The organism is Streptomyces sp. NPDC015242 (assembly GCF_043079125.1).
In the GTDB taxonomy this organism is placed as follows: Bacteria; Actinomycetota; Actinomycetes; order Streptomycetales; family Streptomycetaceae; genus Streptomyces.
Genome location: NZ_JBIBUF010000003.1, coordinates 124,741 through 144,173 on the forward strand (window position 1 = coordinate 124,741; position 19,433 = coordinate 144,173).

Below are 19,433 nucleotides of genomic sequence, written 5' to 3' on the forward strand. Positions count from 1 at the left end.
GCCGGTGCTACGACGGCGTGCGGGCCGCCGCCGCGAGCAGGCGGGTCACGTCGTCGGAGCAGATCGTGAGCGCCGCTCCGACGGTCGCGAGGACGTCCCGCTCGGCCGGGGTGTACGGCCCGTCCGCCAGCGCGATGCGCGCGCCCTGCAGCAGGATCGATTCGCGGCCGACCGTGGCCAGGTGCGGGGTGAGCGGGTCGAGGGCCTCGTGGAGCTCTATGGCCAGCCCGGCGCCGCAGGGTTCGCCGGCGATGCGGCCGGTGTCGGCCTCCAGCGCCTCCACGAGCGCGGCCAGCTGCTCCTCGGTGCAGTCGTCGAAGCCGGCCGCGCGCACGGCGAGCACGGCGGACTCCAGTGCCGTACGGGAACCGGCGCCGCCCGCGGCCAGGACCGCGAGGGCGACGGTGTGCACGGCGTCGCGGAGCATCGCGGAGAAGCGCGTGGTGGTCGGGTGGTCGAGGACGTCGGTGCCGAAGTGGCGGCGGCAGGCGGCGCACTCCACGACCGGCCCGGTCTCGCCGCGCGGCAGCACGGGCACGCCGAGCAGGGTGAAGCGGCGCTGTCCGGTCAGCCGCTGGTAGTTGCGGTCACCGCCGCAGCCGGGGCAGAAGAACTCCCCGTCACCGGCGGCCGTCCACGCGGTACGGGTGCCCAGGAAGCGGGCAAGCCCGGCGGCACGGCCGTTTCGTCCCCGTCCTGGCAGCACGTCGCACCTCCGTCACGCCGCACGGCAACGTCGCCGCGCTTGCGTGATGTTAGCCACATCCGCGAGGAGGAGTCAGCACCCCGGAGGAGACCTTTCCGTGACCCTCACAGCAATTGGCCGGTATGTGACGGGGCTCCGCCCGCCGGACATCGGCGGACGGAGCCCGCAAACCGCCTGCGAGGCTGGTCAGCGCGTCGCGCGGTTGACGGCCGAGACGACGGCCTTCAGCGAGGCGCGGGTCGTGTTCGCGTCGATTCCGATCCCCCACAGGACCTTGCCGTCGATGGCGCATTCGATGTAGGAGGCGGCCTGCGCGGAGGCGCCCTCGCTCATCGTGTGCTCCTGGTAGTCCAGCAGGCGCACGTCGATGCCGATGGACTGCAGGGCGTCGAAGAACGCCGAGATGGGGCCGTTGCCGGAGCCGGTGAGGACCGTGTCCTGCCCGTCGACCGTGGCCTCCACCTGCAGCGTGTCCACGCCGTCGGTGTCGGTGGTCGACTGGTTGTTCTTGACCTGGATCCGGCCCCAGGGGTTCTCGGGGTTGGGCAGGTACTCGTCCTGGAAGACGGCCCAGATGTCCTTCGGCGTGACCTCGCCGCCCTCGGCGTCGGTCTTCGCCTGGATGATCTTCGAGAACTCGATCTGCATGCGGCGCGGCAGGTCGAGCTTGTGGTCGTTCTTCAGGACGTAGGCGATACCGCCCTTGCCGGACTGGGAGTTGACCCGGATGACCGCCTCGTAGGAACGGCCGACGTCCTTGGGGTCGATGGGCAGGTACGGCACGGCCCACTCGATGTCGTCGACGGTGACGCCCTTGGCCTTCGCGTCGGCCTCCATGGCGTCGAAGCCCTTCTTGATGGCGTCCTGGTGGGAGCCGGAGAAGGACGTGTAGACCAGGTCGCCCACGTACGGGTGGCGCGGGTGGACCTCCATCTGGTTGCAGTACTCCCACGTGCGACGGATCTCGTCGATGTCGGAGAAGTCGATCTGCGGGTCGACGCCCTGGGAGAAGAGGTTCATGCCCAGGGTGACCAGGTCGACGTTGCCGGTGCGCTCGCCCTGGCCGAACAGGCAGCCCTCGACGCGGTCGGCGCCGGCCATCAGGGCCAGCTCGGCGGCGGCGACGGCGGTGCCGCGGTCGTTGTGCGGGTGGATCGACAGGCAGACGTGCTCGCGGCGGGAGAGGTTGCGGCCCATCCACTCGAAGCGGTCGGCGTGCGTGGAGGGCGTGGAACGCTCGACGGTCGCGGGCAGGTTGAGGATGATCTCGCGGCCCGGGCCGGGCTGCCAGACGTCCATGACCGCCTCGCAGACCTCCAGCGCGAAGTCCAGCTCGGTGTCCGTGAAGATCTCGGGGCTGTACTGGTAGCCGAACTCGGTCTCGGGACCCAGCAGCTTCTCGGCGTACTCCATGACCAGGCGGGTGCCGTCGACGGCGATCTGCTTGATGTCGTCCCGGGAGCCGCGGAAGACGACCCGGCGGAAGACCGGCGCGGTGGCGTTGTAGAGGTGGACCGTCGCCCGCTTGGCGCCCTTCAGGGACTCCACCGTGCGCTCGATCAGGTCCTCGCGGGCCTGGGTCAGTACGGAGATGGTGACGTCGTCGGGGATGGCCCCCGGCTCCTCGATGATGGAGCGCACGAAGTCGAAGTCGGTCTGGCCGGAGGCCGGGAAGCCGACCTCGATCTCCTTGTAGCCCATCTTGACCAGCAGGTCGAACATGGCCCGCTTGCGGGCCGGCGACATGGGATCGATCAGGGCCTGGTTGCCGTCGCGCAGGTCGGTGGAGAGCCAGCGGGGGGCGGTGGTGATGCGCTTCTCCGGCCAGGTGCGGTCCGGGATGTCGACCTGGTCGTAGCGGCCGTACTTGTGGATCGGCATGGAACTGGGCTGCTGGCGGTTGGCCATGATGCTGTGGGCTCCTCAGAGGGTGTCCGGAAGGACGGCCGACGACGCAGCACCAAGCTCCGCGGGGAGGGAGTCGGCCTCGACTACAGGCCCTCGCCGCGGCAGCTAAGGAGAAGCAGCCCGAAACGCATGATGCGCAGCATGCTAGCCGAGCCCCTCCTCTGCGCGTGGGGTCGTATCAGTATGCGGGACCCGCCACCCAAACGGGACAAAAAGTGCGCTATACCACTTCGCCACGGAGAGTGAGCTTCGTTGTCCCGGTATTTCACCAATCATGGTGGCGACCGGTGACAGTCTCGTCACGCAGTGCAAGGGTGCCGGTTATGACGACCCACGGGGGCTTCGAGCCCGTCTTCTGCACCATCGTCCCGCCCCACGTCCTCGACAGGCTCGCCCAGGCCGAGGACCCCGCGCTCGCCGGACCCGCCCGCCGCACTCTGCAGCGCGACGCCTTCGAGCGCACCCAGCGCCGCCTGACCACCGTCCTCGGCGCCGCCGCCGTCCCCTCGTCCGCCGACGGCAGGCCGCGGCGCACCGTCCACGACGCCCGGCACGGCACCGGCCTGCCCGGCCACAAGGTCCGCGGCGAGGGCGACGCCCCCGGCAAGGACGCCACCGTCAACCGGGCCTACGCCGGACTCGGCGCGACCTTCGACCTGTTCCTGCGTGCCTTCGGGCGCGACTCGATCGACGGCAACGGCCTGCCGCTGAACGCGACCGTGCACTACGACCGCGACTACAGCAACGCCTTCTGGAACGGCGAGCAGATGGTCTTCGGCGACGGGGACGGCGAGATCTTCCTCGACTTCACCATCCCGATCGACGTCATCGGCCACGAACTCGCCCACGGCGTCACGCAGTACACGGCCAACCTCACGTACTTCGGCCAGCCCGGCGCGCTCAACGAGTCCCTGTCGGACGTCTTCGGCGCGCTCATCAAGCAGTACACGCTCGGCCAGACCGCGGCGGAGGCCGACTGGCTGATCGGCGCCGGGCTGCTCGCCCCGAGGGTGACCGGCAAGGCCCTGCGCTCGATGAAGGAGCCGGGCACGGCGTACGACGACGACGTGCTCGGCAAGGACCCGCAGCCCGCGACCATGGACGACTTCGTCCGCACCGGCCGCGACAACGGCGGCGTCCACATCAACTCGGGCATTCCCAACCACGCCTTCTACCTCGCGGCGACGGCCCTGGGCGGCCACGCCTGGGAGCGCGCGGGACAGGTCTGGTACGACGTGCTGACCGGCGGGGAGCTGAAGGAGCAGGCCCTCTTCGTCGACTTCGCCACGCTCACCGTCAAGGCCGCCCGGGAGCGCTTCGGCGACGGCGAGGAACTCGACGCGGTGGCGAAGGCCTGGGAGCGGGTCGGGGTGCGGACCCTGTAGTTCCGTACTAGACAGGTGCCATGCGGATTCAGGTGAGGCGCACGGGCGGTTTCGCGGGCATCGAGCGGCACGCCGAGGTGGACACCGCCGGGCGCTCCGACGCCGCCGAGTGGCACGCGCTGGCCGAACGGGCGCTCGCCGGCGGCCGGACCACGCCGCCGATCGGGGTCCCGGACGGGTTCGCCTACCGGATCACCGTGGACGGCCGGACCGTGTACGCGGCCGATCCACGGCTGACCGACGAGCAACGCAGGCTGATCTCGCGGGTGTTGAAGGAGGGGGCGTAACGGCCGGTGCCCGCGCGGCCGTTGACTTCCGTTACCCCCGGTACGGATGATCCGGCGCATGGCGACTGACGCAGGCACCCCGATCCCCCGCTTCCCGCCCGGCTTCCTGTGGGGCGTGTCGACCTCGGCGCACCAGATCGAGGGCGCGGCCGAGCTGCGCGAACCCTCGGTGTGGGACGCCTTCACGGCCGAGCCGGGGCGGGTCAAGGACGGCTCGACGGCGGCGGTGGCCTGCGACCACTACCACCGCCACCGCGAGGACGTGGCGCTCCTGGCCGACCTGGGTGTGAACGCCTACCGCTTCTCGGTGTCCTGGCCGCGGGTGCGCTCCGAGGGCGGCCTGGACTTCTACGACCGGCTGGTCGACGAGCTGTGCGCGGCGGGCGTGCGCCCGGTGCCGACGCTGTTCCACTGGGACCTGCCGGCGGACCTGGACTGGCTCGACCGCGACACGGCCGCGCGCTTCGCCGACCACGTCGCGCTGGTCGCCGGCCGGCTCGGCGACCGCGTGCCCCGGTGGATCACCTTGAACGAGCCCGCCGAGCACACCCTGCTGGGGCACGCCCTGGGCGTGCACGCGCCGGGCAGGCGGCTGCTGTTCGACGCGCTGCCGGTCGCCCACCACCAGCTGCTCGCCCACGGCCTGGCCGTCCGCGCCCTGCGCGCGGCGGGCGCCGCGGACATCGGCGTCGCCAACTCGCACGGCCCCACCTGGGCCGCCTCGGCGGAGGCGGCGGACGTGGAGGCGGCGGACTTCTACGACCTGCTGCTGAACCGCCTGTTCGCCGATCCGCTGCTGCTGGGCCGCTACCCGGACGGCATCGAGGCGCTGCTGCCCGGGGACGTCGAGGCCGACCTGAAGGTCATCGCCGAGCCGCTCGACTGGTACGGCGTCAACTACTACGCCCCGACCCGGGTGGGCGCGCCGCAGGGCACGCGGATCGAGTTCGGCGGGGTCACCATGCCGGCCGAACTCCCCTTCTCCGTGCGGGAGATCGAGGGCCACCCGGTGACCGACTTCGGCTGGCCCGTCGTACCGGAGGGCCTCACCGAGCTCCTCACGTCCTTCCGCGACCGCTACGGCGACCGCCTGCCGCCGGTCGTCATCACCGAGAACGGCTGCTCGTACCCGGGCGTGGACGACCAGGACCGCATCGCGTACCTGGACGGCCACCTCCGGGCCCTGCACCGGGCGCTTCAGGCGGGAGTCGACGTACGCGGCTACTTCGTCTGGTCGCTGCTGGACAACTTCGAGTGGGCGGAGGGCTACGCCCGCCGCTTCGGTCTGGTCCACGTCGACTTCGAGACGCTGGAGCGGACGCCCAAGGCCTCCTACGCGTGGTTCCAGGAGGTGCTGCGCGCGCAGGGCGCACGCGATCAGCGCTGAGCACCCCTAATGATTGAAGCGGTAACAACCCAGTTTTATCTGGGCATTTGGTGCATACCGTCCTATTCTGAGAGGAACCACCGAGCACCGCGCTTGATCGAGGAGGTGCAACGCGATGCGCACCTACGAGCGTCCGACGCTGACCGCGGTCGGCTCCTTCCGCAAGACCGGTCTGGGCTTCCGGGCCGGACCGGAGAGGTACTGGTTCTTCCGGAGGAGGTTCTTCTGATCCGCCGGCCGTGCCACCGGCACGGGAACTCCCCGACGGCGGCAGGACGCGCGTCCTGCCGCCCCTGTCCCTGACGGACCCCGTGGCTCGTCGTACGCGAAGGGGCCGGCATGGCCGCGTTTCCTGAATCCGGCGAGGAGCCGGACTTCTTCGTCGCTCTCCCGGACTGCGCCTCGGCCGCCCCCGTGGCCGGCGCCCTGCGCGCCCGGAGGCTCCAGGAGCTCGCCCACCCGTCCGGACGTCCCTGGCTGCTGGGCCGCTGGGCACCGGGCACCCTCACCGCCGGCGAGGCGGGCCCGGTGCGGATCGCGGTCGTCGGGGAACACGCCCTGGGCGCCGGGCGGCTCACCGTGGCGGCCGGCCGGACCCGGGCGCTCACCGGCCTGGACGGCCTGGCCCGCGGCATGGCGGGCAGCGCCCACCTGCTCGCCTCGGTCGCCGGGCGGGTGCGGGTCCAGGGCAGTGTCACCGGCTTCCGGCGGGTGTTCCACGCGAGGATCGGCGGCGTCACGGTGGCCGCGGACCGGGCCGACGTGCTGGCCGGCCTGCTGCACGCGGAGGTCGACGCACAACGGCTGGCGGCCCGGCTGCTCAATCCGTGCGCGCCCCATCCGCTGGCCGGCGAGCCGGTGTGGCGCGGTGTGAGCGCCCTGGGCATCGGCCAGTACCTGGCGCTCGACGCCGACGGCCGGGGACAGCCCGTGGCGTGGTGGCGGCCGCCGGCACCGGTGGTGCCGATGGCCGAGGGCGCGGCGGCGCTGCGGGACGCGCTGTCGGCCGCGGTGGAGGTGCGGATCCGGGGCCGGGACGTGGTGAGCTGCGATCTGGGCGGGCTGGACTCGACCTCGGTGTGCGCCCTGGCGGCCCGCGGCCCGGCGCGGGTGCTCGCCTACACCGCCGACGGTCTCGACCCGCTGTGCGACGACGTGGCCTGGGCGCGCCGGACGGTCGCCGCGCTCAGCGGCGTCACGCACCACGTCATCGCCGGGGACCGGCTGCCGATGGTCTACGAGGGCGTGCGGACCGTGTCCGAGCGCTTCGACGAGCCGTGCCCGGCGATGATGCACCCCGGCCGCTGCCTGGCCGTCCCGCGGCTGGCCGCGGCGGCGGGCTCCCGCATGCACCTGACGGGCTTCGGCGGGGACGAACTGCTCGCCGGCTCGCCGGCGCATCTGCACACGCTGATGCGCACCCACCCCCGGACCGCGTGGCAGCGACTGCGCGGTTTCGCCGCCCAGGGCCCGTGGCCGTACCGGGAGACGCTCCGGCAGTTGTGGGACACCAGCTCCTACGGGGAGTGGCTCGCCCGCGCCGGCGACTCGCTCACCGCCCCGCCACCCCCGCTGGAGGCGCCCGCGCTGGACTGGGGGACACCGCCGCGGCTTCCCCCCTGGGCCACTCCGGACGCCGTCGAGGCCGTACGGGCGCTGATCCGCACCGCGGCGCGCACCGCCGAGCCCCTGGCCGGCAGCCGCGGGCAGCACATCGAACTGGAGGCCCTCGGGAACAACTCCCGCATGGTCCGGCAGGTGAGCCGGATGGCCGGCCGCACCGGGCTCACCTTCGCCGCCCCCTACTACGACGACCGCGTCGTCGAGGCGGGCCTCGCCGTGCGCCCGCAGGACCGCATCACCCCCTGGCGGTACAAGCCGCTCATCGTCGAGGCGATGCGCGGCGTCGTCCCCGAGGAGAGCCTGACCCGCCACACCAAGGACGAGGGCTCCTACGAGGCCGAGGCCGGGATGCGGGAGCAGCGGGCCGAACTGCTGGCCCTGTGCGAGGACTCCCGGCTGGCCCGGCTGGGCCTGATCGACGCGGCTCGGCTGCGGGAGACGTGCGGCGGGCCGCTGCCTCCGACGCTGCCGTTCGACGCGCTGTACCAGACCGTCGTGTGCGAGATGTGGCTGCGGACGCTGGAGGACGTCCCCACCGCCGTTCCGGGCTGAGAAGGAGAGGGCCATGGCGTTCAAGCTGCGCCAGGGAGTGTTCACGGCCGAGACCGACTACGGGATCGCCCTCCTCGACGAGGAGCACGACCAGTACTGGACGCTCAACCCCAGTGCCGCCGTCGCCTTGCGGACACTGCTGGACGGGGGCACCGAGGCCGATGCCGCGCGGGCCCTCGCCACGGAGTACGCGGTGGATCCCGGCACCGCCCGGCGCGATGTCCGGGAGCTGGTCGGCGGACTGCGCTCGGCCGGCCTGGGCGGGGAGGACGCCGGGGGCGCGCGAGAGCCCGGGGCCGGGGCGCACGGCCGCCGGCCGCACCTGCGCGGCCGGCGGCGGGAAGGGAAGCGGCCATGACCTCACCCGAAGTGATCTTCCACGACCCGCGTTCGGTGCCCCTGCGCCGCCGGATCCCGGTCCGCCTCGCGGTGGGCGCCGCCCGGCTGCTGGCCCGCCGGCGTCCCCGGCAGATCCGGACCGTCCTGGAGTTGCTGCGCCGGGGCGCCCGTCCGGCCACCGTCGCACAGACCCGGGCCGCCCGGGACGCCGTGGTCGCGGTCAGCCTGGCGTGCGGAGGGCGGGAGGGGTGCCTCCCCCGGTCCCTGGCCACGATCCTGCTGTGCCGGCTGCACGGCCAGTGGCCCACCTGGTGCGTGGGCGCGCGGCGCCTGCCGCCCTTCGGGGCGCACGCCTGGGTGGAGGCGGAGGGAGTGGCCGTGGGCGAGCACCACCCGCCCGACTACTTCCGCCCCCTGTTCACCGTGCCCTGCGCGCCGGGTCCCGACCGCCGTGAAGCCCTGCTCCATGAAGCCCGAAGCGACGGCTGAGACCGGCGGGCACCGCCGGACCGCCCCGTGGGACTTCCTGCGCCTGCTGTACGGCCACCGGCGGTGGATCGCCCTGGCCGTCCTGCTGACGCTGGGCGCCTCGGCCCTGAGCCTGGCCCAGCCGCTGCTGGTCAAGCGGGTGATCGAGTCGGCCACGACCGGCGGCGCGGTCGGACCCGTCCTGGCCCTGCTCGTCGTCCTGTTCCTCGCCCAGGCACTGGTGCAGGGCCTCGCCCAGTTCGTGCTCGCCCGCACGGGCGAGGGGATCGTCCTGGGGATCCGGCTCGGGCTGATCAGGCACGTGCTGCGGCTGCCCATGGCCGCCTACGACCGCCACCGCATCGGCGACCTGATCTCCCGCACCAGCACCGACAGCACCACTCTGCGGCTGCTCGTCGCCGAGGGCTTCACCGAGGCGGTGACCGGTGCGATCGGGCTCGTCGGCATCGTGGCCCTGATGGTCTGGCTCGACTGGCTGATGTTCCTGGTCGTCCTGGCCATGGTGGCGATCGCCACCGTGATCGTCGTGTCCGTGCTGCACGGCATCGAGGTGGCGTCGCTGACCACGCAGCGGGCGACGGGCGCCATGACGGCCGACCTCGAGCGCGCCCTCGGTGCCGTCCGCACCGTCCGCGCGAACCGCGCCGAGCAGCGCGAGACCGACCGCATCGCGCAGGGCGCCGAAGCGGCCTACGCCGGCAGCGTGCGGATGGCGAAGCTGGACGCCGTGGTGGCACCGGCGATCCAGCTGGCCGTCAAGGGCTCGTTCGTGGTCGTGCTGCTCATCGGCGGCCTGCGGGTCGCCGACCGGCAGGGGTCCGTCGCCGACCTCGCGGCCTTCCTGCTGTACATGATCTACCTGGTGGAGCCGATCGGGATGCTGTTCCAGTCCCTGAGCACCATGGAGCAGGGCGTCGGAGCGTACCGCCGGGTGACCGAGGTGCTGGAACTGCCCGCGGAGCGGGACGCCGTGCCGGGCACCGCCGGTGCGGAGGACGGGGGGCCGCCGGGAGCAGCCGGAACCCGGGCGCCCGCGCTGGAGTTCCGCGACGTCTGGTTCGGCTACGAGCCGGGGCGTCCCGTCCTGCGCGGGGTGTCCTTCGAGGCGCCCGAGCACGCCCAGGTCGCCCTGATCGGCAGCTCGGGGGTCGGCAAGTCCACCGTCTTCGCCCTGATCGAGCGGTTCTACGACCCGGAGCGCGGCCGGATCCTCTTCGGCGGCCGGGACATCGCGGCGACCGGCCGGGCCGAACACCGCAGCCGCGTCGGCCTGGTGGAACAGCACGCCCCGGTGCTGTACGGCACGCTGCGGGAGAACCTCACCTACGCCGTCCCCGACGCCGGCCCGGAGGAGCTGGACCGGGTGGTCGAACTGGCCCACCTCGGGGAGCTGGTCGCCCGGCTGCCGCGGGGCCTGGACAGCGACGCCGGTGAGCACGGCATGGCGCTCTCCGGCGGCGAGCGGCAGCGGATCGCGATCGCCCGGGCGCTGCTGGCCCGGCCGCGCCTGCTCCTGCTCGACGAGCCGACCGCGCATCTGGACATGGTCAGTGAGGCGGCGCTGCGGCGGTCGATGCGGGAGACCGCGCGGGAGTGCACGCTGCTGGTGATCGCGCACCGCATGTCGACCATCCGGGCCGCGGACCTGATCGTCGTCCTCGACGCGGGCCGGGTCGTCGCCACGGGCAGCCACGGGGAGTTGCTCGACACCAGTGAGCACTACCGGTCGCTCATCCGGGCCAACCAGACCGGCGACCCGCGCCTGACGCGCGCGGCGGGCCTCAGGGGCGGGGACGGGTGGCCCGGGGCCGGATGACCTGCCGGTGCCGTCCCGAGCTCGCGGGGAGCGGGCCGCTCAGAAGCCCAGCCTCCGGAGCTGCTTGGGGTCGCGCTGCCAGTCCTTCGCCACCTTCACGTGCAGGTCCAGGAAGACCGGCGTCCCCAGCAGCGCCTCGATCTGCTTGCGGGACTTGATGCCGACGTCCTTCAGGCGCTTGCCCTTGGGGCCGATGATGATGCCCTTCTGGCTGGGACGCTCGATGAAGAGGTTGGCGTGGATGTCGAGGAGGGGCTTGTCGGCGGGGCGGTCCTCGCGCGGGAGCATCTCCTCCACCACGACCGCGATGGAGTGCGGCAGCTCGTCGCGGACGCCCTCCAGGGCCGCCTCGCGGATCAGCTCGGCCACCATGACCTGCTCGGGCTCGTCCGTCAGGTCGCCCTCGGGGTAGAGCGCGGGGCCCTCCGGGAGCATCGGGATCAGCAGGTCCGCCAGCAGCTCGACCTGCTTGTCGCCGACCGCCGACACCGGGACGATCTCCGCCCACTCGATGCCCAGCTCCTTGCCCAGCTGGTCGATCGCGATGAGCTGCTCGGCCAGGGTCTTGCCGTCGACGAGGTCCGTCTTGGTGACGATCGCGACCTTCGGCGACTTCCTGATGCCCGCGAGCTCCTTGGCGATGAACCGGTCACCGGGGCCGATCTTCTCGTTCGCCGGCAGGCAGAAGCCGATGACGTCGACCTCGGCCCAGGTGGTGCGCACCACGTCGTTCAGGCGCTCGCCGAGCAGGGTGCGCGGCTTGTGCAGCCCCGGGGTGTCCACCAGGATCAGCTGCGCCTCCGGCCGGTGCACGATGCCCCGCACGGTGTGCCGCGTGGTCTGCGGCCGGTTCGAGGTGATGGCCACCTTCTGCCCGACCAGAGCGTTCGTCAGCGTGGACTTGCCCGCGTTGGGACGGCCCACGAAGCAGGCGAAGCCGGCACGGTGGACGGTCTCGCCCGGTTCTTCGGATGACTGCATGCGAACGCTCATGCCGCCCATTCTCCCTGATCCAACCGACCCCTCCGCACCGCGGCCCGCAGGACCCTCGCCGCGTGCGCCGGTGACACCGCCGGACGGCCCGCCGCCGCCGTGAGGAGCGGCAGCACACCGGCCCGGACCTCACGGTGCACGCCGGGACCGCCTACGATCGCCCCGGTCCACCGCTCCGTCGTCTTCCCCGCCCGGAAGGTCAGCCCCCAGGCATGAAGCTCATCACCGCGATCGTCAAGCCGTTCCGCCTCGACGAGGTCAGGAACGCCCTGCGGGAACTCGGCGTGCACGGCCTCACGGTCTCCGAGGCCGGCGGCTACGGGCGGCAGCACGGCCACACCGAGGTGTACCGGGGCGCCGAGTACCGGGTGGACCTGGTGCCGAAGGCCCGGATCGAGGTCGTCGTGGAGGACGCGGACGCCGAAGCGGTCATCGACGCGGTCGTGAAGGCCGCGCACACCGGCAGGATCGGCGACGGCAAGGTGTGGGCGCTGCCCGTGGACACGGTCGTCCGGGTGCGCACGGGCGAGCGCGGCCCCGACGCGCTCTGAGCACCGGGGCCGCGTCACCGTCACAGCGGGGTTCAGCCGGCGGTGACCGTGCTGCGGACCGTCCCGTCGAGCCCCGCCAGCAGCACCGGGGTCCGCGCGCTGCCGAGGTCCCGCACGGCCGCCCGGTCCTCGTCGGGCACCGACTCCGCCTCGGTCACCACCGCCGCCGCCTCCAGCGACCGCGCCCCCGAGGCCACCGCCATCGCCACCGCCGTCCGCAGGGCGCTCAGCTTCAGCGAGTCGAGGGACACGGTGCCCGCGACATAGGTACGTCCGGTCTCGTCGCGCACGGCCGCCCCCTCGGGCACGCCGTTGCGGGCCCGCGCGGATCGGGCCAGGGTGACGATCTTGCGGTCCTCGGGGTCGAGCGCGCTGCTGTCGGTCATGATCCGAGCATACGGAAGCGTCAGGGGCGGTCGAGGCGCAGGCGGTCCGCTCGCGGCAGGCCGGCCACGACGAGGTCGTAGGAGTCCTCGACGAGTTCCCGGACCAGCTGATCGGGGAGGTCCCCGTCGGCGGTGACCGTGTTCCAGTGGCGCTTGTTCATGTGCCAGCCCGGCACGATGAGCCCCTCGTGCTCGCGGCGCAGGCGGACCGCCTCGTCCGGGTCGCACTTGAGGTTGACCTTCAGGGGGCGCGCGTCCAGGGAGGAGAGGGCGAAGAGCCTGCCCCGCACCTTGAACACCGAGATCTCCGGGCCGAAGGGGAAGTCCTCCTCCGCCGCGTTGAAGGACAGGCAGAACGCGCGCAGCTCCTGCGGGGTCATTCCGGCTTCTCCTCCTCGGGCGGCTCGGGCGGGTCCACCGGCTCCGCGAGCACCGTCACGATCTTGTTCCGGCGGCCGGCCGCGGCTTCCGCGGTCAGACGCAGTTCCCGGCCGTCGGGCAGGGCGACGACGGACGACGCCCCGGCGATGGGCACCCGGCCCAGCGCCTTGGCGAGCAGTCCGCCGACCGTTTCGACGTCCTCGTCGTCGAACGCCTCCAGGCCGTACAGCTCGCCCAGGTCGCCGATGTCGAGGCGGGCGGTGACCCGGAAGCGGTCCGCGCCGAGCTCCTCCACGGGCGGCAGTTCCCGGTCGTACTCGTCGGTGATCTCGCCGACGATCTCCTCCAGGATGTCCTCGATGGTGACGATGCCGGCCGTGCCGCCGTACTCGTCGATGACGACGGCGACGTGGTTGCGTTCCTTCTGCATCTCGCGCAGCAGGTCGCCGGCGTTCTTGGTGTCGGGCACGAAGAACGCCGGGCGCATGGCCGTGGACACCTGCTCGGACTCGGCGTCACGGCTGATGTGCGTCTTGCGGACCAGGTCCTTCAGGTAGACGATCCCGACGATGTCGTCCTCGCTCTCGCCGGTGACCGGGATGCGCGAGAAGCCGGAGCGCAGGGCGAGGGTGAGGGCCTGGCGGATGGTCTTGAAGCGCTCGATGACCACCAGGTCCGTGCGCGGCACCATGACCTCGCGGACCAGGGTGTCGCCCAGCTCGAAGACGGAGTGCACCATGCGGCGCTCGTCGTCCTCGATGAGGGACTCCTTCTCGGCGAGGTCGACCAGCGCGCGCAGCTCCGCCTCGGAGGCGAACGGGCCGCGCCGGAAGCCCTTGCCGGGCGTGAGCGCGTTGCCGATGAGGATCAGCAGCGACGGGACCGGCCCCATGATCCGGGCCAGCGGCACCAGGACGTAGGCGGAGACCGTGGCCGTGTTCAGCGGGTGCTGGCGGCCGATGGTGCGCGGCGAGACCCCGACGGCGACGTACGACACGAGGACCATGACCGCGATGGCGATCAGCAGGGCCTGCGTGGTGCCGTCGAACTCCTTCAGGCAGCCGTACGTGATCAGCGCGGCGGCGGCCATCTCGCAGGCGACGCGGACCAGCAGCGCCACGTTGAGGTAGCGGGTGGGGTCGGCGGCGACCTGGGAGAGCTTGGCGCTGCCGCGGCGGCCGGAGCGCACGGCCTCCTCGGCGCGGAAGCTGGAGACGCGCGCGAGGCCCGCCTCCGCGCAGGCGGCGAGCCAGGCCACGACGACCAGGGCGATGGCGCCCAGAACGAGTTGCGGACTCATCGGCGGGCGCTACGAGACCGTCGGCGCCGGGGACGGCCCGGTCAGGCCTCGCTCCGCGCGCCAGCCGTCCACGATGGCCGCCTGGAGGCCGAACATCTCGGCCTTCTCGTCCGGCTCCTCGTGGTCGTAGCCGAGCAGGTGCAGCACGCCGTGGACGGTGAGCAACTGGAGCTCCTCGTCCATGGAGTGCTGCGTCTCCGCTTCCCTGCCCTGCTTCTCGGCGACCTCCGGGCACAGCACGATGTCGCCGAGCAGCCCCTGCGGCGGCTCGTCGTCGTCCTTCGACGGCGGGCGCAGCTCGTCCATCGGGAAGGACATGACATCCGTGGGGCCGGGGAGGTCCATCCACTGGATGTGGAGCTGCTCCATGGCATCGGCGTCCACGACGATCACCGAGAGCTCGGAGAGCGGGTGGATGCGCATCCGCGCGAGCGCGTAGCGGGCGATGTCGAGGATCGCCTGCTCGTCGACCTCGGTTCCGGACTCGTTGTTGACGTCGATCGACATGGTGCTGTGTGTGTCTACTTCCCCTTGTGCCCGGACTTGCCGCGGCCCTTGTGCGCGCCGTTCTGGGTGCCGTGCTGCGTGTCGTACTGCTCGTACGCGTCGACGATACGGCCCACCAGCTTGTGCCGGACGACGTCCTGCGACGACAGCCGCGAGAAGTGCACGTCCTCCACGCCGTCCAGGATGTCCTGGACCTGCCGCAGGCCGGACTTGGTCCCGTCGGGGAGGTCGACCTGCGTCACGTCACCCGTGATCACGATCTTCGAGTCGAAGCCGAGGCGGGTGAGGAACATCTTCATCTGCTCGGGGCTCGTGTTCTGGGCCTCGTCCAGGATGATGAAGGCGTCGTTGAGCGTGCGGCCGCGCATGTAGGCGAGCGGCGCGACCTCGATCGTGCCCGCCGCCATCAGCCGCGGGATCGAGTCCGGGTCGAGCATGTCGTGCAGCGCGTCGTACAGCGGGCGCAGGTAGGGGTCGATCTTCTCGTAGAGCGTGCCGGGCAGGAAGCCGAGGCGCTCGCCGGCCTCGACCGCCGGGCGGGTCAGGATGATGCGGTTGACCTGCTTGGACTGCAGGGCCTGCACCGCCTTCGCCATCGCCAGGTACGTCTTGCCGGTACCGGCCGGGCCGATGCCGAAGACGATCGTGTGCTTGTCGATCGCGTCCACGTAGCGCTTCTGGTTGAGCGTCTTGGGGCGGATGGTGCGGCCGCGCGAGGACAGGATGTTCTGCGTGAGCACCTGGGCCGGGGTCTCCTGGCCGTCGCTCTCGCCGCTGTCGCTCGCCTTGAGCATGGCGATCGAGCGTTCCACTGCGTCCTCCGTCATCGGCTGCCCGGTGCGGAGCACCAGCATCATCTCGTCGAACACGCGGGCGATGAGGGCGACGTCCACGGGGTCGCCGACCGCGCTGATCTCGTTGCCCCGGACGTGGATGTCGGCCGCCGGGAAGGCCTTCTCGATCACGCGCAGGAGGGAGTCGCCGGACCCCAGAACGGTCACCATGGGGTGCTGGGCGGGGACGGTGAACTGCGCTCTCGCCTGCTCCTGCGCGGGGGTGTGAGCTGTGGGTGTCTGAGTCATGGGCCGGCGCTGAAGGCCTGCGGTTCCTCCTCGTCACGGCCGCGCAGCTGAGGGCGGCCTCGCGATTCCCAGGGTACGACGGTGGAGTGACAACGCCGTAGGGGTTTTGGGGCGGGGCTTCTCACCAGGGATTCTCCCCAGGGGTTCCCGAGGGGCGGTCGCGGAGGCGAGGGCACGTCGCCGTCACGCCGAGCGGCGGAAGCCGATCGTGGGCACGGCCCTGCGCAGCGGCCAGGGCCGCACCAGTTCCTCCGACACCAGGTCGGCGAGGAAGCCGTACCGCTGCAGCGCCTCCGCCGACTGTCCCTCGACGGACTGCACCTTGCGCCACCAGGCCGCGATCTCCGACCAGCCCGGCGCCGACAGGGAGCCGCCGAACTCCTGCACCGACAGCGCCGCCGTCAGCCCGGCGAAGGCCAGCCGGTCCGCCAGCGGCCAGTCGGCCAGCGTCCCGGTGACGAACCCGGCGACGAACACGTCCCCGGCCCCGGTCGGGTCGAGCGCCTCCACCTCGATGGCGGGCACCTCGGCCGTCTCCCCGGTCCGCCGGTCCACCGCGTACGCCCCGTCCGCGCCGAGGGTGACCACGGCCAGCGGCACGTACTCGGTCAGGGCGTGCGCGGCGGCCCGCGGGCAGTCCGCGCCCGTGTACCGCATGGCCTCCTCGGCGTTCGGCAGGAACGCCTCGCAGTGCCGCAGGTCGGGCAGGCCCGCGAGGTCCCAGGCGCCGGTGTCGTCCCAGCCGACGTCGCCGAAGACGCGGGTTCCCTTGCTCGCGGCCTGCGCGATCCAGGGCGCGCTGACGCCCGGCGCGAGGGAGGCGACGGCGGCGCGGGCGCGGGGCGGGCACTCGGGGGCCGGTTCCTCGGGAGGCGGCTCGTGGCCGTGCGAGACCATCGTGCGCTCGCCCTCGTAGGCCATGGAGACGGTGACCGGGGAGTGCCAGCCGGGGACCGTGCGCGACGGGGAGAGGTCGATGCCCTCGCCGTGCTCCAGGGCGTCCCAGCAGTAGTCGCCGTAGTGGTCGTCGCCGAAGGCGGCCGCGAGGGACGTGCGCAGGCCGAGGCGGGCGAGCGCGGTGGCCATGTTGGCGACACCGCCCGGACTCGACCCCATCCCGCGCGCCCAGGACTCCGTCCCGCGCACGGGGGCGGAGTCGAGGCCGGTGAAGACGATGTCGAGGAAGACGGTGCCGGTGAGGTAGACGTCCCAGGGCGGGTCGTCCGGCGTGCGCAGCGGGGCGAGGGGATCGACCTGGCTCTGGCGGGGCGATCCCTTTCCGGCCGGGCCCTTTCCGGCCGGGGCGGTGGACGCGATCACGAGGCGCTCCCTGGCGTGGTGCGGATCAGGCCAGTCTGCACCACGCCACCGGCGACGCGACGCCTCTCACGCCGGACCCGCCCGGCCCGTCAGCTCGCGCGGGACCTCCGCACGCCCCCCTCGGGCCACGCGCCTCACCAGCGCGGCATCGAGGGCGTCCGCCACGCCGGGTCGGCGACCCGCATCGCCGCCGCGTCGTCGCGGTCGCGCAGCGCACCGTCGTCCTCCAGCCATCGCCGGTGCAGCGCGGCCAGCCGGTCGCGGTCGAGTTCCACGCCGAGCCCGGGGGCGTCGGGGACCGCGACCCTGCCGCCCTCGAAGGCGAGGCGCTCGGTGAGGACGTCCTCCGGCTGCCAGGGGTAGTGCGAGTCGCAGGCGTGGTGGAGGTCCGGGACGGTGGCGGCGACGTGCGTCATCGCGGCGAGCGAGATGCCCAGGTGGGTGTTGGAGTGCATGGACACGCCGACGCCGAACGCACGGCAGACGGCGGCGAGCTGCTGGGTGGCCCGCAGCCCGCCCCAGTAGTGGTGGTCGGAGAGCACGACCTGCACGGCGTCGCGGGTGAAGGCCTCCTCGATCTCGGCGAACGTCGTCACGCACATGTTCGTGGCGAGCGGCACATGGGTCCGCGCGGCGACCTCGGCCATGCCGGCGGTGCCGAGCGTGGGGTCCTCCAGGTATTCGAGGACGTCGCCGAGCTCCTCGGCGACCCGCAGCGAGGTCGCCTGCGACCAGGCCCCGTTGGGGTCCAGCCGCAGCGGATGCCCGGGGAAGGCCGCGGCGAGCGCCCGTACGGCGGCGATCTCCTCGTCGGGCGGGAAGACGCCGCCCTTGAGCTTGAAGGAGGTGAAGCCGTACCGCTCGGTGAACCGGCGGGCCTGCTCCACCACCCCCGCCGGGTCGAGGGCGGCGCCCCAGTCGTCCGGCTCGGCCGGCACGCCCCGCGGATGGCCCGCCCACTTGTAGAACAGGTAGGCGCTGTACTCGACGGCGTCGCGCACCTTGCCGCCGAGCAGCGCGTGCACCGGCAGCCCGAGGGCCTTGCCGAGGGCGTCGAGGCAGGCGACCTCGAACCCGGACAGCACGGACAGCCGCAGCTTGCCGGCCGTCTGCACGCCCCGCAGGCCGCCGACGTCGACGGCGTTCTCGACCCGGGAGGCGTCCACGGCGACCTCGTCCGCGAGGGTGAACAGCCCGTTCAGGTCGCTGACCGGGCGTCCCCTCAGCCGCTCGGCGAAGGGCCGGGCCAGTTCGAGGTACTTGGTGTCGCCGTAGGTCTCCCCCACGCCGGTGATGCCGTCCGCCGTGACGACCTCGACGATCAGCCGGGGCGTGTAGGGCTGGTGCACGCCCTGCGTGTTCAGCAGCGGCGGGTCGGCGACCAGGACCGGCGTCAGCCGGACGTCCGTGACGGTGAGGTTCACAGGGCGGCTCCCACGAGGCCGAGTCCGGTGCGCAGGAGGGTGCCGAGGGCGGCCAGGTCGGCGGGCGAGGGGTCGGTGAGCGGGGCGCGCACGGGACCCACGGGCCGGCCGCGCAGCCGGGCGGCGGCCTTGACCAGGGACACGGCGTAGCCGGGGACGCGGTCGCGCAGTTCGACGAGCGGGACGTAGAAGCCGCGCAGCAGTTCGCCGACCGTGCCGTGGTCGCCGTCGCGCAGGGCGGTGAAGAAGGCGCCGGCGATCTCGGGGGCGAAGGCGTGGACGGCGGAGGAGTAGGCCGGGACGCCGACGGCGGCGTAGGCGCGGGCCTGGATCTCGGCGGTGGCGGCCCCGTTGAAGAACAGGAAGTCCTCGGGGGCGGCGAGCGTGAGGCGCTGGAGCCGGTCGAGGTCGCTGTGGCCGTCCTTGAGGCCGATGACCGTCGGCAGGGCGGCGACGCGCCGCAGCGAGGCGGCGGTGTAGGCGACCTGGCCGCGCTGGTAGGCGATCAGGGGCAGCGGGGTGCGGGCGGCGAGCTGCTCCATCTGGGCGACCAGGCCGTCCTGCGGGGCGGCGACGAGGTAGTGCGGCAGCACGAGCAGCGCGTCGGCTCCGGCGTCCTCGGCGATGCGCGCGAACCGGGCGGCCTGTGCCCAGCCGTAGCCGGTGCCCGCGACGACGGGGACGCGGCCGGCCGCCTCCTCGACGGTGAGGGTGACGACCTGCCGGTACTCGTCCTCGTCCAGCGAGAAGAACTCGCCGGTGCCGCAGGCGGGGAAGACGGCGCCGGGCGCGGCGGCGAGCCGCTCGGCGACGTGGCGGCGGAAGCCGTCCGGGTCGAGGGCGCCGTCGTCGCGGAAGCAGGTCAGCGGGAACGACAGCACGCCGCCCGCCATGCCGTCCCGCAGCCGCTGCGCGACCGCCACCGGTCCAGCGCTCACGATCATCTCCTCATGTAGACGCGATCCACGTATGGGAATGGAGGTTAGGTAGGCGAACA

At 72.7% G+C, this 19,433-nt stretch carries 20 protein-coding genes; 9 read left to right on the top strand and 11 right to left on the bottom strand.

Going from position 1 to position 19,433, the window contains the following annotated elements; translation table 11 throughout:
- Positions 1-7: 7 nt before the first annotated feature.
- Together ACF07N_RS12130 and leuA are read right to left on the bottom strand one after the other, a co-directional pair.
- The gene (locus ACF07N_RS12130) at positions 8-706 is read right to left on the bottom strand and encodes a TerB family tellurite resistance protein (protein WP_383322659.1); all 699 of its coding nucleotides are present in this window, start codon (positions 704-706) and stop codon (positions 8-10) included.
- Between the two features lie 186 nt (positions 707-892).
- Entirely contained in the window at positions 893-2,614 is a 1,722-nt protein-coding gene (gene leuA / locus ACF07N_RS12135; protein ID WP_392111384.1) for a 2-isopropylmalate synthase, read from the bottom strand.
- 323 nt (positions 2,615-2,937) lie between these two features.
- Here leuA and ACF07N_RS12140 point away from each other — a divergent pair, with 323 nt between their 5' ends.
- The 8 genes from ACF07N_RS12140 (at position 2,938) to ACF07N_RS12175 (ending at position 10,492) form a co-directional block, all read left to right on the top strand.
- Positions 2,938-3,999, top strand: coding sequence for a M4 family metallopeptidase (locus tag ACF07N_RS12140; RefSeq protein ID WP_383322653.1), 1,062 nt, complete (start codon positions 2,938-2,940; stop codon positions 3,997-3,999).
- Between the two features lie 20 nt (positions 4,000-4,019).
- The gene (locus ACF07N_RS12145) at positions 4,020-4,286 is read left to right on the top strand and encodes a protealysin inhibitor emfourin (protein WP_383322650.1); all 267 of its coding nucleotides are present in this window, start codon (positions 4,020-4,022) and stop codon (positions 4,284-4,286) included.
- 58 nt (positions 4,287-4,344) lie between these two features.
- Complete coding sequence (locus ACF07N_RS12150) at positions 4,345-5,673, top strand: GH1 family beta-glucosidase (protein ID WP_392111387.1); 1,329 nt, start codon at positions 4,345-4,347, stop codon at positions 5,671-5,673.
- 115 nt (positions 5,674-5,788) lie between these two features.
- Entirely contained in the window at positions 5,789-5,902 is a 114-nt protein-coding gene (locus tag ACF07N_RS12155) for a keywimysin-related RiPP (protein ID WP_383322644.1), read from the top strand.
- Between the two features lie 110 nt (positions 5,903-6,012).
- The gene (locus tag ACF07N_RS12160; protein WP_392111390.1) at positions 6,013-7,848 is read left to right on the top strand and encodes a lasso peptide isopeptide bond-forming cyclase; all 1,836 of its coding nucleotides are present in this window, start codon (positions 6,013-6,015) and stop codon (positions 7,846-7,848) included.
- A 13-nt stretch (positions 7,849-7,861) separates the two neighbouring features.
- The gene (locus ACF07N_RS12165; RefSeq protein WP_392111393.1) at positions 7,862-8,206 is read left to right on the top strand and encodes a lasso peptide biosynthesis PqqD family chaperone; all 345 of its coding nucleotides are present in this window, start codon (positions 7,862-7,864) and stop codon (positions 8,204-8,206) included.
- Entirely contained in the window at positions 8,203-8,676 is a 474-nt protein-coding gene (locus ACF07N_RS12170; RefSeq protein WP_392111396.1) for a lasso peptide biosynthesis B2 protein, read from the top strand. Before ACF07N_RS12165 ends, ACF07N_RS12170 begins: the two co-directional genes overlap by 4 nt.
- Complete coding sequence (locus tag ACF07N_RS12175; RefSeq protein WP_392111399.1) at positions 8,654-10,492, top strand: ABC transporter ATP-binding protein; 1,839 nt, start codon at positions 8,654-8,656, stop codon at positions 10,490-10,492. The genes ACF07N_RS12170 and ACF07N_RS12175 overlap by 23 nt, the downstream gene beginning before the upstream one ends.
- 39 nt (positions 10,493-10,531) lie before the next feature.
- On the opposite strand, the gene era is transcribed toward ACF07N_RS12175, so the two are convergent.
- Positions 10,532-11,485, bottom strand: coding sequence for a GTPase Era (gene era, locus ACF07N_RS12180; RefSeq protein WP_383322630.1), 954 nt, complete (start codon positions 11,483-11,485; stop codon positions 10,532-10,534).
- A 212-nt stretch (positions 11,486-11,697) separates the two neighbouring features.
- Here era and ACF07N_RS12185 point away from each other — a divergent pair, with 212 nt between their 5' ends.
- Positions 11,698-12,036, top strand: a complete 339-nt coding sequence (locus ACF07N_RS12185; RefSeq protein ID WP_392111402.1) for a P-II family nitrogen regulator — start codon at positions 11,698-11,700, stop codon at positions 12,034-12,036.
- 32 nt (positions 12,037-12,068) lie between these two features.
- Here the strand turns inward: ACF07N_RS12185 and ACF07N_RS12190 are convergent, their stop codons facing one another.
- The 8 genes from ACF07N_RS12190 to ACF07N_RS12225 form a co-directional block, all read right to left on the bottom strand.
- Entirely contained in the window at positions 12,069-12,422 is a 354-nt protein-coding gene (locus tag ACF07N_RS12190; RefSeq protein WP_392111405.1) for a cytidine deaminase, read from the bottom strand.
- Between the two features lie 20 nt (positions 12,423-12,442).
- Positions 12,443-12,802, bottom strand: coding sequence for an MmcQ/YjbR family DNA-binding protein (locus ACF07N_RS12195; RefSeq protein WP_392111408.1), 360 nt, complete (start codon positions 12,800-12,802; stop codon positions 12,443-12,445).
- On the bottom strand, positions 12,799-14,103 hold the full coding sequence (locus ACF07N_RS12200; RefSeq protein ID WP_383340096.1) for a hemolysin family protein: 1,305 nt from the start codon (positions 14,101-14,103) through the stop codon (positions 12,799-12,801). Before ACF07N_RS12200 ends, ACF07N_RS12195 begins: the two co-directional genes overlap by 4 nt.
- 9 nt (positions 14,104-14,112) lie before the next feature.
- A complete protein-coding gene (gene ybeY, locus ACF07N_RS12205) occupies positions 14,113-14,610 on the bottom strand; it encodes an rRNA maturation RNase YbeY (protein WP_311686795.1) in 498 nt (165 codons plus the stop codon).
- Between the two features lie 14 nt (positions 14,611-14,624).
- Positions 14,625-15,692 carry a PhoH family protein gene (locus tag ACF07N_RS12210; protein ID WP_383322617.1) on the bottom strand — a complete coding sequence of 356 codons (1,068 nt, stop codon included), beginning with the start codon at positions 15,690-15,692 and terminating at the stop codon, positions 14,625-14,627.
- A gap of 183 nt (positions 15,693-15,875) precedes the next feature.
- Positions 15,876-17,012, bottom strand: coding sequence for a carbohydrate kinase family protein (locus ACF07N_RS12215; protein ID WP_383322614.1), 1,137 nt, complete (start codon positions 17,010-17,012; stop codon positions 15,876-15,878).
- A gap of 134 nt (positions 17,013-17,146) precedes the next feature.
- Positions 17,147-18,436: a glucarate dehydratase family protein gene (locus ACF07N_RS12220; RefSeq protein ID WP_392111413.1), complete on the bottom strand. Its 1,290-nt coding sequence runs from the start codon at positions 18,434-18,436 to the stop codon at positions 17,147-17,149.
- The gene (locus ACF07N_RS12225) at positions 18,433-19,380 is read right to left on the bottom strand and encodes a 5-dehydro-4-deoxyglucarate dehydratase (protein ID WP_392111416.1); all 948 of its coding nucleotides are present in this window, start codon (positions 19,378-19,380) and stop codon (positions 18,433-18,435) included. Before ACF07N_RS12225 ends, ACF07N_RS12220 begins: the two co-directional genes overlap by 4 nt.
- Positions 19,381-19,433 lie beyond the last annotated feature (53 nt).

What these genes read in the sequence shown, in the direction of transcription:
- ACF07N_RS12155 (WP_383322644.1), top strand. Translation starts at nt 5,789, where the DNA reads ATGCGCACCTACGAGCGTCCGACGCTGACCGCGGTCGGCTCCTTCCGC.
- ACF07N_RS12160 (WP_392111390.1), top strand. Translation starts at nt 6,013, where the DNA reads ATGGCCGCGTTTCCTGAATCCGGCGAGGAGCCGGACTTCTTCGTCGCT.
- ACF07N_RS12210 (WP_383322617.1), bottom strand. Translation starts at nt 15,692, where the DNA reads ATGACTCAGACACCCACAGCTCACACCCCCGCGCAGGAGCAGGCGAGA.
- ACF07N_RS12225 (WP_392111416.1), bottom strand. Translation starts at nt 19,380, where the DNA reads ATGATCGTGAGCGCTGGACCGGTGGCGGTCGCGCAGCGGCTGCGGGAC.
- ACF07N_RS12145 (WP_383322650.1), top strand. Translation starts at nt 4,020, where the DNA reads ATGCGGATTCAGGTGAGGCGCACGGGCGGTTTCGCGGGCATCGAGCGG.
- ACF07N_RS12165 (WP_392111393.1), top strand. Translation starts at nt 7,862, where the DNA reads ATGGCGTTCAAGCTGCGCCAGGGAGTGTTCACGGCCGAGACCGACTAC.
- ACF07N_RS12185 (WP_392111402.1), top strand. Translation starts at nt 11,698, where the DNA reads ATGAAGCTCATCACCGCGATCGTCAAGCCGTTCCGCCTCGACGAGGTC.
- leuA (WP_392111384.1), bottom strand. Translation starts at nt 2,614, where the DNA reads ATGGCCAACCGCCAGCAGCCCAGTTCCATGCCGATCCACAAGTACGGC.
- era (WP_383322630.1), bottom strand. Translation starts at nt 11,485, where the DNA reads ATGAGCGTTCGCATGCAGTCATCCGAAGAACCGGGCGAGACCGTCCAC.
- ACF07N_RS12150 (WP_392111387.1), top strand. Translation starts at nt 4,345, where the DNA reads ATGGCGACTGACGCAGGCACCCCGATCCCCCGCTTCCCGCCCGGCTTC.
- ACF07N_RS12175 (WP_392111399.1), top strand. Translation starts at nt 8,654, where the DNA reads ATGAAGCCCGAAGCGACGGCTGAGACCGGCGGGCACCGCCGGACCGCC.
- ACF07N_RS12190 (WP_392111405.1), bottom strand. Translation starts at nt 12,422, where the DNA reads ATGACCGACAGCAGCGCGCTCGACCCCGAGGACCGCAAGATCGTCACC.
- ybeY (WP_311686795.1), bottom strand. Translation starts at nt 14,610, where the DNA reads ATGTCGATCGACGTCAACAACGAGTCCGGAACCGAGGTCGACGAGCAG.
- ACF07N_RS12200 (WP_383340096.1), bottom strand. Translation starts at nt 14,103, where the DNA reads ATGAGTCCGCAACTCGTTCTGGGCGCCATCGCCCTGGTCGTCGTGGCC.
- ACF07N_RS12140 (WP_383322653.1), top strand. Translation starts at nt 2,938, where the DNA reads ATGACGACCCACGGGGGCTTCGAGCCCGTCTTCTGCACCATCGTCCCG.
- ACF07N_RS12195 (WP_392111408.1), bottom strand. Translation starts at nt 12,802, where the DNA reads ATGACCCCGCAGGAGCTGCGCGCGTTCTGCCTGTCCTTCAACGCGGCG.
- ACF07N_RS12170 (WP_392111396.1), top strand. Translation starts at nt 8,203, where the DNA reads ATGACCTCACCCGAAGTGATCTTCCACGACCCGCGTTCGGTGCCCCTG.